At 68.4% G+C, this 14,992-nt stretch carries 14 protein-coding genes; 6 read left to right on the top strand and 8 right to left on the bottom strand.

Going from position 1 to position 14,992, the window contains the following annotated elements; all coding sequences use genetic code 11:
• Nucleotides 1-106: 106 nt before the first annotated feature.
• A complete protein-coding gene (locus BM167_RS11980; RefSeq protein ID WP_092892746.1) occupies nucleotides 107-343 on the top strand; it encodes a DUF7573 domain-containing protein in 237 nt (78 codons plus the stop codon).
• A gap of 56 nt (nucleotides 344-399) precedes the next feature.
• Nucleotides 400-606, top strand: a complete 207-nt coding sequence (locus tag BM167_RS11975) for a hypothetical protein (protein WP_092892744.1) — start codon at nucleotides 400-402, stop codon at nucleotides 604-606.
• Nucleotides 607-638: 32 nt separating this feature from the next.
• Here BM167_RS11975 and mutL read toward each other — a convergent pair whose 3' ends face one another.
• Nucleotides 639-2,348, bottom strand: coding sequence for a DNA mismatch repair endonuclease MutL (gene mutL, locus BM167_RS11970; RefSeq protein WP_092892742.1), 1,710 nt, complete (start codon nucleotides 2,346-2,348; stop codon nucleotides 639-641).
• Nucleotides 2,341-5,175 carry a DNA mismatch repair protein MutS gene (mutS, locus tag BM167_RS11965; protein ID WP_092892740.1) on the bottom strand — a complete coding sequence of 945 codons (2,835 nt, stop codon included), beginning with the start codon at nucleotides 5,173-5,175 and terminating at the stop codon, nucleotides 2,341-2,343. Before mutS ends, mutL begins: the two co-directional genes overlap by 8 nt.
• A gap of 236 nt (nucleotides 5,176-5,411) precedes the next feature.
• On the opposite strand from mutS, the gene BM167_RS11960 reads away from it, so the two are divergent.
• From BM167_RS11960 to yciH, 4 genes are all read left to right on the top strand, one after another.
• Nucleotides 5,412-6,380, top strand: a complete 969-nt coding sequence (locus BM167_RS11960; RefSeq protein WP_092892738.1) for an AAA family ATPase — start codon at nucleotides 5,412-5,414, stop codon at nucleotides 6,378-6,380.
• Nucleotides 6,381-6,383: 3 nt separating this feature from the next.
• Nucleotides 6,384-7,397 (top strand): DUF58 domain-containing protein, encoded by a 1,014-nt coding sequence (locus tag BM167_RS11955; protein ID WP_092892736.1) that lies wholly within the window; start codon nucleotides 6,384-6,386, stop codon nucleotides 7,395-7,397.
• A complete protein-coding gene (locus BM167_RS11950) occupies nucleotides 7,394-9,628 on the top strand; it encodes a transglutaminase TgpA family protein (protein WP_092892734.1) in 2,235 nt (744 codons plus the stop codon). Before BM167_RS11955 ends, BM167_RS11950 begins: the two co-directional genes overlap by 4 nt.
• A 126-nt stretch (nucleotides 9,629-9,754) precedes the next feature.
• Entirely contained in the window at nucleotides 9,755-10,048 is a 294-nt protein-coding gene (yciH, locus tag BM167_RS11945) for a stress response translation initiation inhibitor YciH (RefSeq protein ID WP_092531796.1), read from the top strand.
• Nucleotides 10,049-10,170: 122 nt separating this feature from the next.
• On the opposite strand, the gene BM167_RS11940 is transcribed toward yciH, so the two are convergent.
• From BM167_RS11940 to BM167_RS11915, 6 genes are all read right to left on the bottom strand, one after another.
• The gene (locus BM167_RS11940) at nucleotides 10,171-10,536 is read right to left on the bottom strand and encodes a rhodanese-like domain-containing protein (RefSeq protein WP_092892732.1); all 366 of its coding nucleotides are present in this window, start codon (nucleotides 10,534-10,536) and stop codon (nucleotides 10,171-10,173) included.
• A 78-nt stretch (nucleotides 10,537-10,614) separates the two neighbouring features.
• Nucleotides 10,615-11,178 carry an NUDIX hydrolase gene (locus BM167_RS11935; protein WP_092892730.1) on the bottom strand — a complete coding sequence of 188 codons (564 nt, stop codon included), beginning with the start codon at nucleotides 11,176-11,178 and terminating at the stop codon, nucleotides 10,615-10,617.
• Nucleotides 11,179-11,234: 56 nt separating this feature from the next.
• Nucleotides 11,235-11,708, bottom strand: a complete 474-nt coding sequence (locus BM167_RS11930; protein WP_092892728.1) for a DUF5809 family protein — start codon at nucleotides 11,706-11,708, stop codon at nucleotides 11,235-11,237.
• A 49-nt stretch (nucleotides 11,709-11,757) separates the two neighbouring features.
• Nucleotides 11,758-12,234: a DUF5810 domain-containing protein gene (locus BM167_RS11925; RefSeq protein WP_342708168.1), complete on the bottom strand. Its 477-nt coding sequence runs from the start codon at nucleotides 12,232-12,234 to the stop codon at nucleotides 11,758-11,760.
• Between the two features lie 92 nt (nucleotides 12,235-12,326).
• Nucleotides 12,327-12,824 carry a ribosomal protein S18-alanine N-acetyltransferase gene (rimI, locus tag BM167_RS11920; protein WP_092893093.1) on the bottom strand — a complete coding sequence of 166 codons (498 nt, stop codon included), beginning with the start codon at nucleotides 12,822-12,824 and terminating at the stop codon, nucleotides 12,327-12,329.
• Nucleotides 12,825-12,992: 168 nt separating this feature from the next.
• Entirely contained in the window at nucleotides 12,993-14,969 is a 1,977-nt protein-coding gene (locus tag BM167_RS11915) for an aconitate hydratase (protein ID WP_092892724.1), read from the bottom strand.
• Between the last annotated feature and the right edge of the window lie 23 nt (nucleotides 14,970-14,992).

Genomic DNA, 14,992 nt, shown 5'->3' with positions numbered 1-14,992 from the left:
CTCGTTCGACGCGTCGCCTCGGAGCGATTCGAAACGGAGCGGTGACCCCAGATGGCCGTCGGACGAGATGAGACGAGGTTAAAGGCTGGCCCCCGTGGACTCGACTATGACCGAGGACCGGTCGCTCGAAGAGTTCACCGGGGAGCGTTCCGCGGACGACAACGCGGAGACCGAGGAGAGAGACGCCGAACCGTCCGACGCCGCCGACGGCGACGCGTCCGCGGCCGTCGCCACGTACCGGTGGGACCCCGAGGGCGTCGACTGCGCCGCCTGCGGGGAGTCCGTCGAACGCCTCTGGAACGCCGACGGCGGGTTCGTCTGCGAGGCGTGCAAGGAGTGGTAGGTCCGGCGGGGGCCGGGCACCAGTTCTATGCCGGTCCCACCTCACAGTTCGTTTATATGCCTGATATCGGAAACCCCGCCGGATTCGACGTCGCGACGGTCCTGACCGGGTCGGGAATCACGCTCTTGCTGTCGGCGGCGATCATGAGATACGGCGAGCGGTTTCAGTACACCGCCGCTGAACTCTACGCGGTCGGCGGCGTCGCCCTCATCACGGTCGGCTTGATCTTCGGAATCGCCCTCATCATAGCCGGGTACCGCTGAGTCGCCGATTCGGGTTCGCCGTTCCCTCCCGGTTACCCCATCCGCGTCGCCCGCCGACCGAACCCGCGCACCAACGTCTCCTCGTCGATGGTGAGGACCGTCGGACGGCCGTGCGGGCAGGCGTAGGGCCGTTCGCACTCGCCGAGCCGTTCGACCAACGCCGCCGCGTCCTCGTCTGAGAGTTCCTCGCCAGCCTTCAGCGACGGGTGACACGCGAGGTCCTTCAGCATCTCCTCGCGCCCGGCGTCGGGCGTCTCGCCGTTCGCGAGAGCGTCGAGTGCGTCGCGGACGCTCTCGGGCGACGCGGCGCGACCCATCGGCGCGGGCACCGCGGCGACGCGCACCGTCCCGCCGCCGAACGGGTCGATATCGTATCCGAGTGCCGCCAGTTCCTCGCGCCTCTCGGCCGCCGTCGCGGCGAGTGCGGGCGACAGCGACACCGTCGCCGGTGGGTCCACCGCCGCGGAGTCGGGCGCTCCCTCCGTCGCGGCCCGGAGTCGCTCGTAGTTGACCCGTTCGTGCGCGGCGTGTTGGTCCACGACGAGCAACTCGCCGTCGGACTCACAGAGCAGGTAGAGACCGCGGTACTGCCCGATGACGGTCGCGTCCTCGAACTCGGACTCCGTCTCCGAGAGCGGTTCGAGCGACCGTTCGAGGTCCAAGTCGAGTTCGCCGCTTCTCCTGAGGTCCGCCGTCGCAAGCGCCTCCGCGACGGCGTCGCGCACCGCCTCGGTAACCGCCGCTCCGGCCCGCAGTCGCACCTCGCGCTTCGCCGGGTGGACGTTGTGGTCCGCCCACGACGGCGGAAGCGAGACGCGGACGACGGCGACGGGTGCGCGGCCGTCCGGCAACAGGTCGCCGTACCCCTCGACGACGGCGCGACGAAGCGCGTTCGAGGGGAACGCCCGGCCGTTGACGGCCGTGTAGACGTGGTCGCGGCGCGCCCGCGTCACGGAGGGGTACGCGAGCAGTCCATCGACCGTAACCGTCACCGACTCCCCGTCGTCTTCGACGGTTCGTTCCGCCTCGAACGTCGTGCTCTGTCCGGCCACGTCGCGGTCGTAGACGCCGAGGACGGCGTCGGCGTCGGCCCCCGACCCGGGGGTGGTGAACACCTCGCTGCCGTCGTGAACGAGCGTGAAGGCCACCTCCGGGTGGACGAGAGCGTACCGGGAGACGGCGTCGGAGACGCGTGCGAACTCCGCGCGAGAGGAGGCGAGCGACCGCCGCCGGGCGGGCATCTCGGCGAACAGGTCGCGGACTTCGACGGTGGTGCCCCGCGCCCGCCCCGCGGCGGTGACCGTCTTCTCTCCGCCCTCGACGCGGACGCGGGTTCCGCGCGGGCCGCCGTCGTTCGTCACGAGTTCGAGCGTTCCGGCGGCGGCGATGCTCGGGAGCGCTTCGCCCCGAAATCCGAGCGTTTCGACCGTTTCGAGGGCGTCTGCGGGGTCCGACGACGCTCGGTCCGCCCCGCCGAGTTTGCTCGTCGTGTGGCGTTCGACGGCGAGGGCGGCGTCCGATTCGCTCATCCCGCGCCCGTCGTCGCGGACGCGGAGCAGGTCGGTCCCGTCGCCCTCGACGGTCACCGTCACTCGCGTCGAACCGGCGTCGATGGCGTTCTCCAGGAGTTCTACGACCGCGTCTTCGGGTCGGGTGACGACTTCGCCCGCGGCTATCCGTGCCACCGTCTCGTCGTCGAGTCGTCGGACCCCCGCTTCGGTTCCGGTCGAATCCTCAGTCATCCAGTCTTCGTTTGAGTTCGTTCAGGGTGTTCAGGGCCTCAAGCGGCGTCGTCCCCGCGACGTCGAGTTCGCGTATCTCCGCGACGACGTCGCGTTCTGCGGGCGTCGCGTCCGCGTCGTCGTCCGACGCGTCCAACCCGTCCACGTATGCGGCGAGCGTCTCGTCCGCGGGCGGTTCGTCGTCTGCGCCGGTGTCGCCGTTCGCGGACGGGCCGTCGCCGAACGCGCCGTCTTCTGCTCGGCCGTTCGTCGTCTCTTCCTCTTGGCGTTCGGCGGGGTTTTGGCTTTCGCCGGGCGACTCCGACTCCGCGCCCCGTTCTGCCTCTCGGACGTACTCTCTGGCCCGTTCGACGACGGTGTCCGGAACGCCTGCCATCTTCGCCACCTCGACGCCGTAGGACGACGAGGACGCGCCCGCCGCGACGCGGTGGAGGAACGTCACGTCGGGGCCGTCGGCGTCGTCGAGTGGTCCGCCGTCGTCGCGTTTGCTCACGGTGAAGTGGAGGTTGAACGCGTCCGGCAACTCCTCGGCGAGGGCGGTCAGGTCGTGGTAGTGCGTCGCAAACAGCGTCGTCGCGCCCACCTCGTCGTGGACGAACTCCGTCGTCGCGCGGGCGATGGCCAGACCGTCCGCCGTCGAGGTGCCGCGGCCGACTTCGTCGAGAAGGATCAGAGAGTCCTCCGTGGCGTCGTGGAGGATGTCGGTCAACTCGGCCATCTCGCGCATGAACGTGGACTGCCCGCCCGCGATGTCGTCGGACGCGCCGACGCGGGTGAACACCCGGTCGAGTATCGGCAGTTCGGCGGCGTCGGCGGGGACGAAACTCCCCGCCTGCGCGAGGATGGAGACGAGAGCTACCTGCCGCATGTACGTCGATTTCCCGGACATGTTGGGGCCGGTGATGACCGCGAGGCGGCCGTCCGTGAAGTCCGCGTCGTTCGGGACGAACTCCTCCTGTGTGCGTTCGACCACCGGGTGGCGACCCCCCTCGATTCGAACGTCCGCGGCGCCCATCTCCGGGCGGACGTAGCCGTGTCCGGCGGCGACGGCGGCGAAGGACGTCAGTACGTCCAACTCCGCGAGCGAATCCGCGAGGGCCTGCACCCTGTTCGCCTCCGCGGCGACGGCGTCCCGAACCTCGCAGAACACCTCGTACTCCAACGCGTCGGCTTTCTCCGCCGCGCCGAGAATCTCGTCTTCGCGTCGCTTCAGTTCGGGCGTGTAGAACCGCTCTGAGTTCTTCAGCGTCTGTCGTCGCGTGTAGTCGTCCGGAACCCTGTCGAGGTTCGGGTTCGTCACCTCGATGTAGTAGCCGTGGACCTGGTTGTACCCCACGTCTAAGGAGTCGATTCCGGTCCGCTCTCGTTCGCGTTCCTCCAAGTCGGCCACCCACTCGCGGCCCTCCCGTTCGGTCCCGCGTAAGTCGTCGAGTTCGTCGTCGAACCCCTCGCAGATGACGCCGCCCTCGGTTATCTCCTGTGGGGGGTCGGGTCGGACGGCGTCGCCGACGAGGCTTCGGACGTCTTCGAGTTCGTCCAGCGAGTCGCGCAGGGAGACGAGCGCGTCGCTCTCTACGTCCGACATGGCCGCTTTCACCTCGGGCACCACGTCCAGCGTCGCCTTCAGAGAGCGCAGGTCGCGGGCGTTCGCTCTGCCGCGGGAGACGCGCGCGACGAGGCGTTCGATGTCGTACACGTCCGCAAGCGCGTCTCGGACCGTCTCCCGGGCCATCGGCCGGTCCACCCACTCCGCGACGGCGTCGTGGCGGCGTTCGATGGCCGACCTTTCGACGAGGGGACGGCGAAGCCACGAGACGAGTCGCCGCCGACCCAGCGCACAGGCCGTCTCGTCTACCGCGTCCGCGAGGGTGTCTCCGCTGCGGTGACTCCGCGACTCGAACAGTTCGAGGCTTCTCAGCGCCGTCGCGTCGAGTTGAAGCGTTTTGCGCGGGTCGTACCGGCGGACCCGAGAGACGTAGTCGAGAGCGCCGTCGTTGCCCTGCGTGTACTCCGCGTAATCGAGCAGTGCGCCGCAGGCGCGCCGTTCCGTCGCGTCGGCGACGACCGCCTCGGGATTCGCGAGGTACGCGGAGAGCGTCTCAGCGGCCGCCTCGGCGTCGAACGCCGCGGGGTCGTGGTCCGTGACCATCGTCTCGAAGGCGAGCGAGTCGGTGTCGAAATCGACGCCGGGGCCGACGAGTAGTTCCGCCGGTTCGAGTCGTTCGAGTTCGTCGGCGATTCGGGGCCGGTTCGCGCTCGTCACCTGACAGTCGCCCGTCGATACGTCGAGGGCGGCGACGGCGTAGGTGTCGCCCTCGCTGGTCACCGCGCCGACGTACGTCGCCGTCGCGGCGTCGAGCAGTTCGTCCTCGACGACGGTGCCGGGGGTGACGACGTTCGTCACCGCGCGGTCCACCAACCCCGACGCCTCCTCTGCGTCTTCGACTTGGTCCGCTATCGCGACGCGGTAGCCAGCGTCGAGCAGGGGTTCGAGGTACGACGCCGCGTTGTCGATGGGGATGCCCGCCATCGGATACCGGCCGGTCGAGTCCTCGCGTTTCGTCAGCGTCACCTCGCAGACGCGAGCGACCATCTCCGCCGCCTCGCAGAACGCCTCGTAGAAGTCGCCGACCTGAAAGAGAACGACCGCCTCGGGGTGCGCCTCGCAGAGGTCGAGATACTGCGACAGCATCGGCGTCAACTCCTCGCGGTTCGAACGCAGTTTCTGCGGCGGTCCCTCGGGTCGGAGGTTCCCGTCCGACGCGCCCGCGTCCGGCGACTCTCCCCCCTCGTCCGCGCGCGTCTCGGTTCCGTCCGCGTCGTGCATGTGCTATCGAGGGCGACGAAGGGACAAAAGCAAACGGGAACCGTCGCACGGAGGCGGGCGCCGGTCGGGGACCGCTCCGGGTCCGAGAGCGTCGCCGGGCGCGGAACGCGCGGTCTCTACCCAGCAAAGTTACGGTCGTTCGGGCCTAACCGACTTGCGTGTGCGTGTGGGCCCCTCGCACGGCGAGCCGTCAGACCGGCCGCGGCGTGCGGTCCGCCCGCAGTCCTCTCTGATCCATGACTGACGCAGATGCAGTATCCGACCCGGAGATAGACCGAACAGCGTCGTTCGACGTAGCGGACGCGTCGGACCTCGTGACGCGAATCACGGAGAACGTCGAACGCGTAATCGTCGGACAGTCCGACGCGATAGACCACATCCTCGTGACCGTCCTCGCGCGCGGACATCTCCTCTTGGAGGACGTCCCCGGCGTGGGCAAGACGATGCTCGCTCGGTCCGTCGCAACGTCGCTCGACGGGTCGTTCAAGCGCGTCCAGTTCACGCCCGACTTGCTCCCCTCGGACGTGACCGGTGTCAACGTGTTCAACCAGAAGACGAACGAGTTCGAGTTCCGACCGGGTCCCATCTTCGCGAACGTCGTCCTCGGCGACGAGATAAACCGCGCGCCGCCGAAGACGCAGTCGTCGCTTCTGGAGGTCATGGAGGAAAAACAGGTCACGGTCGACGGCGAGACGCATTCGGTCCCGGAACCGTTCACGGTCATCGCGACGCAAAACGACGTGGAACCGGGGCGGACGTACGAACTCCCCGTCGCGGAAATCGACCGGTTCATGAAGAAGATACGCCTCGGCTACCCCTCGGAGACCGAAGAGACGGAACTTCTCGGGCGCGTCGCGGGCGACCACCCCATCGACTCGCTCGACTCCGTCGCGTCCACGGAGGACGTCCGGAGGGCCCAACGGGCCGTCTCGCGGGTGACCGTCCGCGAACCGGTCCGCGCGTACGTCTCCCGACTCGCGGCGTACACTCGGAAGAACGCGGAACTCGGCGTCAGTCCCCGCGGTGCCATCGCCCTCGTCCGGGCCTCGCAGGCGCGCGCCGTCCTGAACGGCCGCGACTACGTCGTCCCCGACGACGTGCAGACGGAGATTCGCTCCGTCTGGGGCCACCGCGTGCGGACCGGCGACGGAGAGAGTTCGTCGGCTCTCGTCGACGAGACGCTCGATAGGGTCGCGGTGGAGTGACCGATGCGCCTGACTCGACGCGGAGTCGCGCTCTTGGCTGTCGTCGCGTCGGGCGTCGTCCTCGCGGCGTGGTTCGGTCCCCGGTCTCTGAACGCTCTCGTTCTCCCCGCCGTCGTCGCCCTCGTCGCCGCCGCCGTACAGGTGTATCGCGCCGACCCGCCGCGCGTCGAACGCGAGACGCCCGCCGACGGCTTTCCCGACGCCACCGGAACCGTGACGCTCCATCTCGACGCGGCGCGGAGTTACCCCGCGACGGTGACCGACGCGCTTCCGGTCGGACTGGAGGGCGATTCGACCGCCGACGCCGTCGTCGGCGGCGCGCCCGTCTCCTACGAGGTGACCTACCGAACGCGCGGTGAACACGAACTCGGACCGCTCTCTCTCGTCGCACAGGACCTCCTCGGACTCGTCCGAAGCGAGACGGTCGCAGACGGCACCGACTCCGTGCTCGTCTACCCGCCCGTCCGTCACCTCACGGGGTCTGCGACGCAGGAACTCTCCGCCGTCCACGACCCCGGCCCGTCGGCCCGGCGCGACGAGTTCGACCACCTCCGCGAGTACGTCCGCGGCGACGCGCTTCGAGACGTCCACTGGAAGTCCAGCGCCAAGCGACGCGACCTCATCGTCAAAGAGTACGTCCCGGAGGCGGACACCGAAAGCGTCGCCGTCTCCGCGGGCGGCGTTCGCTCCGCGGGCGACCGGATGGCGGAGGCCGCGGCGACGTTCGCCGTCGCCCTCGTGCGGCGGGGCGTCCCGGTGACGCTCTCGACGCCCTCGGGCGTCGTCGCGGCCGAACCGGGCGAGGAGAAACCGCTCTTGGAACATCTCGCCCGCGCCGAGAGCGGTCGCATCCCCGACGCGTCGGCCGACGTGGTCGTGGACGCGGGCGAGACGACGACGACCGTCCGTCTGGGCGACCGAGAGACGACGTTCGACCGACTCGTCCGCGGTTCCGACGCCCTCGGACCCGACGACGCCGCGGGCCGAACCGCCCGACGAGAGGGGGTGACCGCGTGAGCACAGAGGCACGAGAGCGGGTCGGGTCGCTCTCGACCCGCGGCCCCGGCGCGCGCACCGTCGCACTCGTCTCCATCCTCGTTTTGACCGGCACGTACCTGAGCGTCCTCTACCGCGTGACGAACGTCGTCGGCGGGCGGACGACTTTCGTCGGCATCGTCGCCGGTGCGTTCCTGTTCGCGACGCTTTTCGGACGGCTCCTCGGCGTCCGCGCCGCCGTCCTCGTCACAGTCTCCCTCCTCCTCGGTGGGTTCGTCCTCTACGTGTACACCCTCCCGCGGAGCCAACTCGAACTGCTCACGCCCGGACGAATCGTCGCCGACACCGTCGCGCTTCTGACCGGTCTCTCCGTTCTCCGACTGACCGGGGCGGGCGTCTGGGCGATAGCCATCGCTCCCGGACCGGTGTTTCTCTCGTGGTATCTCGCCGTCAGGCGGCGGTACGTCGCGGCCGTCGCCGTCGGCGGCCTCACGCTCTGTCTGTTCGTTCTCACGGGTGACGCCGGGGAACTGACGACGCTCGTCGGCGTCGTCGCCGGAACCGTCGCCGTCGCGGCGGCCACGTTCGACCGGTACGGCGCGGGCGTCGCGCAGGTGGACGTGGTGACGATACTGCTCGCGGCGATGGTTCTCTCGGCGGCGACTGTCTCCGTCGTGCCCGGCGCGGAGGGCACGCCGCTTCTCCCGAACCGCGGGTCGCCCACGATGGAGGCGAACCTCGTCGACGCCCAAGACCGCATCAGCGTGGTGGGCAGCATCCGACTGTCGCCGAAAGTTCGCTTTACGGTCGAAAGCTCCGACGCCGACTACTGGGAGACCGCGGCGTACGACCGCTACACGGGCGACGGGTGGGTTCGAACCGGGAGCACGAACCGCTACTCGGGTCGGTTGCGCGGCCCGCCGGGGGCCGCCGAGACGGTAGAACAGACGGTGACCGCCGAAGACAGCATCTCCATCCTCCCGTCGGCGTGGCGACCGGTCGCTCTCGAAGGCGACGTCGCCTCCGACGCCGAGGTGACCCAACAGGGGAATCTCAGACCCACGCGGACGCTCCGAGAGGGCGAACAGTACACGGTCACCAGTCGCGTGCCGTTGTACACGTCAGAAGAACTCCGACGGTCCAGTACCGAGTATCCCGACGAAATCGAAGAGCGGTATCTGCAACTCCCCGACAGCACTCCGGACCGCGTCCGGCAACGAGCGAGCGAGATTGCGGGCGACGAGGACAACCCCTACGACAAGGCCGTCGCCATCGAGACGTACCTCGAAGAGAACAAGCGCTACTCGCTTTCGGTCAACCAACCGTCGGGCAACACCGCCGACGCGTTCCTCTTCGAGATGGACGCGGGCTACTGCGTTTACTACGCCACGACGATGACCGTCCTCCTCCGGTCTGAGGGCGTCCCGGCGCGGTTCGTCACAGGATACACGCCCGGAGAACAGGCCGACGACGAGACGCGCGTCGTCAGGGGACTCGACTCTCACGCGTGGGTCGAAGCGTACTTCGAGGACGTGGGCTGGGTCCGCTTCGACCCGACGCCGTCGGGGCCGCGAGAGACGGTCGAATCCACCCGCCTCACAGAAGCGCGGCAGAACGGAGAGGAGGGCATAGACACAGATGAGACGCAGACCACCGCCACGCCGACGCCGACGCCGGACCCCGAACCCACCGACGAGGAGGACGCAGACACGGAATCGGACTCGGAGACGGCGACGCCGACGCCGTCTAACGACACCGACGACTCGGGAGACGCCACGCCGCCGCCGGGCGCGGTTCCGGGCGCCGACACGACGACCGAGACGGACGAGGGGTCCTCCCTCCCGACTTTCCCGCCGGGACGGACGTTCGCTCTCGGACTCGTCGCACTCGCCGGACTCGTCGCCGGTGCCCGGCGAACGGGCGTGACCGAACGCGCGTACCGCCTGCTCTCGATTCAGTATCAGGGCGCGCGCGACGACCCTGCAGACGACGCCGTCCGGGCGTACCGGCGACTGGAGGCCCTCCTCGAACGGCGGCACAGAAGCCGACGGACGGGCGAGACGCCGCGGGCCTACGTCGAATCGCTCGCCCGAACCGGTCTGGACGACGACGCGCGCCGGGTGAGCGAGGCGTACGAACGCGCCCGGTACGGCGACGGCGTCACCCGCGAGGAAGCCGACGAAGCCGTCGCCGTCGTCGACCGCTTGGTACGCGAATCGACGCCGGTGCTGAGACGCCTCCGGCGAAACTGAGTCGGCGGGACGACGCGGTGGCCTCCGCGTCGTCGCCGACACCCCGAAATCGAGCGACCGGTTCGAGTCGCTCGACGCAGATTCCCGATACTGTTTAATATCCTCATCCTGTACCTTCAGGCTGTAATGTCTGAGGTCTGCTCGACGTGCGGGCTGCCTGAGGAACTCTGCGTCTGCGAAGACGTGGCCAAGGAGTCTCAGGAGATAGCCATCCGCATCGACGAGCGTCGCTACGGAAAAGAGGTAACGGTCATCGAAGGGTTCGACCCCAAAGACGTAGACATGGACAGTCTGTCTTCGGACCTGAAGTCGAAGTTCGCCTGCGGAGGCACCGTCGAAGACGGGTCCATCGAACTCCAAGGTAACCACACCGGCCGCGTGGAGGACTTCCTCCGCGAGAAGGGCTTCAACGTCGCGTGACCGTCCTCTAACCCAGCCCGGCGTCGAGTCGTTTTACGGATGCTACCTCCCGTGAGCGACCGCGCCGTCCGTTCTCTCGTCGCCGATTCGAACTCGGAGCGCTGCCAGCGCGGGCGTCCCGCTCAGAAGGGGGCCTGCGGCCCCTCGTCTCCGTCAGCAGTCTCGCCGCCGTCGTCGGTTTCGAGCGGTCCGCCCCACTCCGTGAGTCCGCCCGACATGCTCTCGACGCGGGCGTCGGCCGTCCCCTCGTAGGATTTGATGAGGCGGGCGGCTTGGACGCTGGCCTGTCCGTGTGGGCAGACGGTGACGATTCGGTCGGCGTCGTCGATTTCGGCGACGCGCGTCGGCAGTTCTCCGAAGGGGATGTTGAGGCTCCCCGGGATGTGTCCGCGGGCGAACTGGCCGGGAGAGCGGATGTCCACGACCCGGGGCGGTTGCTCCTCGTCGAGGAGCGTTTCGACTTCCTGTGGGTCGACTTCGCCGTCCATATCTCCGAGAAGCGCGTCGTCGGGTAAAAGTCCTCCTCTGTGCCGGGTCCACAACCGACGCCTCGGCCGTCTGCGGGACTACAGCAGTCCCTCCTCGCGGGCGAGGAGGACGCCTTCGACCGTCGCGTCGTTCGTCGGGTTCTCGCGCGCCACGTCGAGTGCGTCCGCCACGGGGACGGCGCGGACGGAGAGAAACTCGTTTTCGTCTAGCTCTCGGTCCACCGCCGAGAGACCCTCCGCGAAGACGAACGCCCGCCGGTGCCGGAGAACGCCCGTCGAACACCACAGTTCCTGCAGGAGCGACGTTGCGGACGGGTCGAACCCCGTCTCCTCGCGGAGTTCGCGGGCGGCGGCCGTGGTGTACGACTCTCCGTTTTCGACGATTCCGGCGGGCAGTTCTAGCTGCGTCTCGCGCACCGTCGGTCGGTACTGTTCGACGAAGACGACCTGCCCGTCCTCGACTGCGACGACGACGACGGCCGTCGCGAGTTCGGCCCAGTAGTAGCGTTTCGTGCTCCCGTCCGGTTGTTCGACGAGGTCGTACCCGCCGGTGAACCACCCCGTTTCGTACTCGGTCTTCGACTCCACGACCGGCCACTCGGGGTCCGCCAGCGACTCGTGTCTGCGTCCATCGTCGGCCATGCGTTGCCCCTCTGTCGGTCGCGCGAACCCTTAGTTCCACTCGCACGCGCGCCGACTCAGGCGTCGGTCGTCGCGTCGGTGTCTTCGCTCTCTCCGTCGGCGTCGCCCGACTCCTCGAACCGCGGGCGGTAGAGGCGGGAGAACGCGCGCCGTCTGAGCGTTCCGACGGCCGCCTCGCGTTCGTTCTGGAAGGTGGCGGCGACGACTTCCCCCGCGAACGGCGCGGCGTGCCAGACGACGCGTTCGACCGAGTCGCTCCCGAACTCCGTCACCTCGTACTCGGGGTTCTCCTCGCACCACGCGTCGAACTCCTCGCGACTCCCGACCGTGACGGCGAGTCGGTCCGCAAACAGCACGTTCCGCGCCGTCTCGACCACGTCGCCGGTCACCCTGTCGCGGTACTCCTCGCGGTCGAACTCCATCGCCTTCGCCACCTCGCGGACGACCGACTGGGCGGTCGGTCCGGCGGATTCGAACGCCGCTTCGGCGGTCGCCTCGCTCTCGGGTTCGAGGGTTCCCTCTGTCTCCATGCCTCTCTTTCGTCGGCGCGGTCACTAACCGCTTTCCGTCGGTCGGCGGCTACCGCTCTTCGGCGTCCTCGTCGTCGCCCGTCTCGTCGCCCTCCGAACGCTCGGCTCGCATCTGCGCCGTGAGTTCTCTCGCCTCTTGGAGGACGGACTGCGCGTCGTCGTCCATCGCCGCGTCGCCCGTCCCGGCGGCCGCCGCGTCGAACCCCGACGTCGCGTCGGGCGCGCCCTCGACGGGCGACCCGTGGTCGTGTCCCGTGCGGCCGTGTCCGCCGTGGTCGTGGACCGTGTCCTCGAACACCTCCTCGTACTCCGTCTCCTCTGCGTACTCGACGACGACCGGTCCGAGTTCCTCGGCGTTCTTCGAACTCCACGCGTCGACGCGTTCGTCGAGCCACGACTCGTGGTCGTCGTTGTGGAGCATCGCGGTGAACGCGAGGTGGTTCGCGAGGTGCTCTGCGTCTCGTTGCGGCGTGTCGCAGACCGGACAGGCGTACCCCATGGGCGTCGGTTGGCGTCCGTCGTACAAGGGCCGTGCGGTCGAACGGCGGGCGGTCGGCGTTCCGGAGGCGCGTCGGTCCGAGGCACGGTCGCGAGTGTCCGTGCCCCCGAAATGTCGTCTCAGGCCCGCCACGCGTCTACGTCCAACACCATCACCAACGCGTCCTCGCCGTCGGAGTAGTACCCGGAGATGCGACGCGCCGGTTCGAAGCCGACGTCGCGGTACAGAGAGAGGGCGGCGTCGTTGCCGACGCGAACTTCCAACTTCACGAGCGTCGCGCCCTCGATGGCGACGGCGACGAGTGCGCGTTCGAGGAGATACCGACCCAGACCCATCCCGCGCGCGTCGGGACGGACGGCGATGTCTTTGACGTGGCCGATACCGCGCCCGTGGTTCGGCATCACGTCGGCGACGACGTACCCGACGACGACCGGTCCCCGGACGGCGACGAGAAAGCCCGGTTCGTCGAGGAACGTCTCGAACGCCGAGTAAGGCCACGGCTGAGAGAACGAACGCTTCTCGATGCGGTAGACGTCGAGGAGGTCCGACCGCGTCGCCCCGCGAACGACCGTGTCACCCGGCGCGGCGTCCCCCGCGCCCGACCCGTCGGCCCGCACGCTCCGGTCGGCCGACTCGTCCCGATTCCCTGTCCTCTCGTTCACTGCCGGACCTTCGAGAGGCGTCCGCAAAAGCGCGACGACTCGGGGGCGGAGACGGCGCTAACGCTCCGGGCGGCGGTCACGACGGGCGAAAAAACGGGAACGGTAGTCTGCGAGGCGAGGCGTTCAGTCGTCCGCGGGTGCCGCGCCGCCGGACTCCTCTTCGTACTGCTGTTTCGTCAGCGACAGTTTGCCGCCGGCGGTGAGGATACGACGTTCGCGCTCGGAGGCGTCGAGCGTCGCCGTCGCCTCCCAGTCGTCGTTGATGCGGACCGTGAACTCCTCTTGGCCGGATTCGACGCCTTCCGCGACGTCGTCGACGATTGCGACGTCGTCGCCCTGCTCTATCTTCTCGTACGTCTCCTCGTCGATTGCGAGGGGGACGATACCGAAGTTGAACAGGTTGGCCTTGTGGATTCGCGCGAACGACTGCGCGAGGACGCCCTCGATACCGAGGTACATCGGGCACATCGCGGCGTGTTCGCGGGAGGACCCCTGACCGTAGTTCTCACCGGCGACGAGGAAGCCGCCGTCGGCCTCTTTCGCTCGCGTCGCGAACGACTCGTCGACGCGCGAGAGGGTGAACTCGGAGAGACGCTCGATGTTCGAGCGGAACTTGAGGATGTCCGAGGTGGCCGGGATGATGTGGTCGGTCGTGATGTTGTCGCCCATCTTCAGAATGGCCTCGCCGTCGATGTTGGCCTGGATGGGGTCTTTCAGGGGCACTTCGCCGATGTTCGGGCCCTTGATGAGTTCGTCGTCGATGGCCTCGTCGGGCGCGATGAGGTCGGCCTTCGACGCGTCGTACTTGTCGGGGAGTTCGACGCCGGGCGCGTCCAGGTCGTCGAGTTCGTCTTGGAGGTCACGCGGGTCGACGATTTCGCCCTTCAGGGCCGCCGCGGCGGCGACCTGCGGCGACGAGAGGAAGACCGAGTCGTCCTCGATGCCGGAGCGACCCTCGAAGTTGCGGTTGAACGTCCGCACGGAGACGGAGTCGGAGGCCGGCACGTGGCCGATACCGATACACGGCCCACACGTCGCCTCGGAGACGTTGACGCCGGCCGCCATCATCTCCGCGGTCCAGCCTTCGCGGGCGAGCAGTTCGCCGGCCTGCTTCGAACCGGGCGCGACGATGAGGTCCGTGCTCTTTGCGACTTCGCGGCCCTTGACCATCTTCGCGGCCGGGAGGACGTCCTCGTAGCCGCCGTTGGTACAGGAACCGACGATGACCTGGTCGACTTCGGTACCGGCGACGTCGCGGACGGGGACGACGTTGTCGGGCATCGACGGCTGTGCGATGAGGGGTTCGATCTCAGAGAGGTCGATGACGACTTCGTCGGCGTACTCGGCGTCCTCGTCTGCTTTGAGTTCGACGTACTCCTCGCCGCGGTTCTGCCGTTCGAGGTAGTCTTTCGTCTTCTCGTCGGTCTCGAAGATAGAGGAGGTGGCGCCGAGTTCCGTCCCCATGTTGGTGATGGTCGTTCGCTCGGGCACCGACAGCGACTCCGCGCCGGGGCCGGTGTACTCGAACACCTTGCCGACGCCGCCCTTCACGGAGAGGCGTCGGAGCATCTCGAGGATGACGTCCTTCGCGGAGGCCCAGTCTTGGAGTTCGCCTTCGAGGCGGACGTTCACGACCTCCGGCATCTCGACGTAGTACGCGCCGCCGCCCATGGCGACTGCGATGTCGAGACCACCGGCGCCGATGGCGAGTTCGCCGAGGCCGCCCGGTGTCGGCGTGTGAGAGTCCGAGCCGAGAAGCGTCTTGCCGGGCGCGGCGAAGTTCTCCTTGTGGACGTTGTGGCAGATACCGTTGCCCGGTCGGGAGAAGTGAGCGCCGTACGTCCCCGCGGCCGAGCGAAGGAAGCGGTGGTCGTCCGTGTTCTTGAAGTCGAACTGGTACGTCTGGTGGTCGCAGTACTGCGCCGCCAGTTCGGTCTGCTGTTCTTCGAGTCCGAGCGCCTCGAACTGGAGCCAGACCATCGTCCCCGTCGTGTCCTGCGTGAGGACCTGGTCGATTTCGATTCCGATCTCCTCGCCCGGTTCGAGTTCGCCCTCGACGAGGTGGTCGTCGAGAATTTTTTCCGTAAGCGTCTGTCCCATAACGTCCCGAAGTCGGCCGTCTA

Origin of the sequence: Halopelagius inordinatus, assembly GCF_900113245.1 — an archaeon.
Lineage (GTDB): Archaea > Halobacteriota > Halobacteria > Halobacteriales > Haloferacaceae > Halopelagius > Halopelagius inordinatus.
This window is presented reverse-complemented; position numbering and strand designations above follow the sequence as displayed.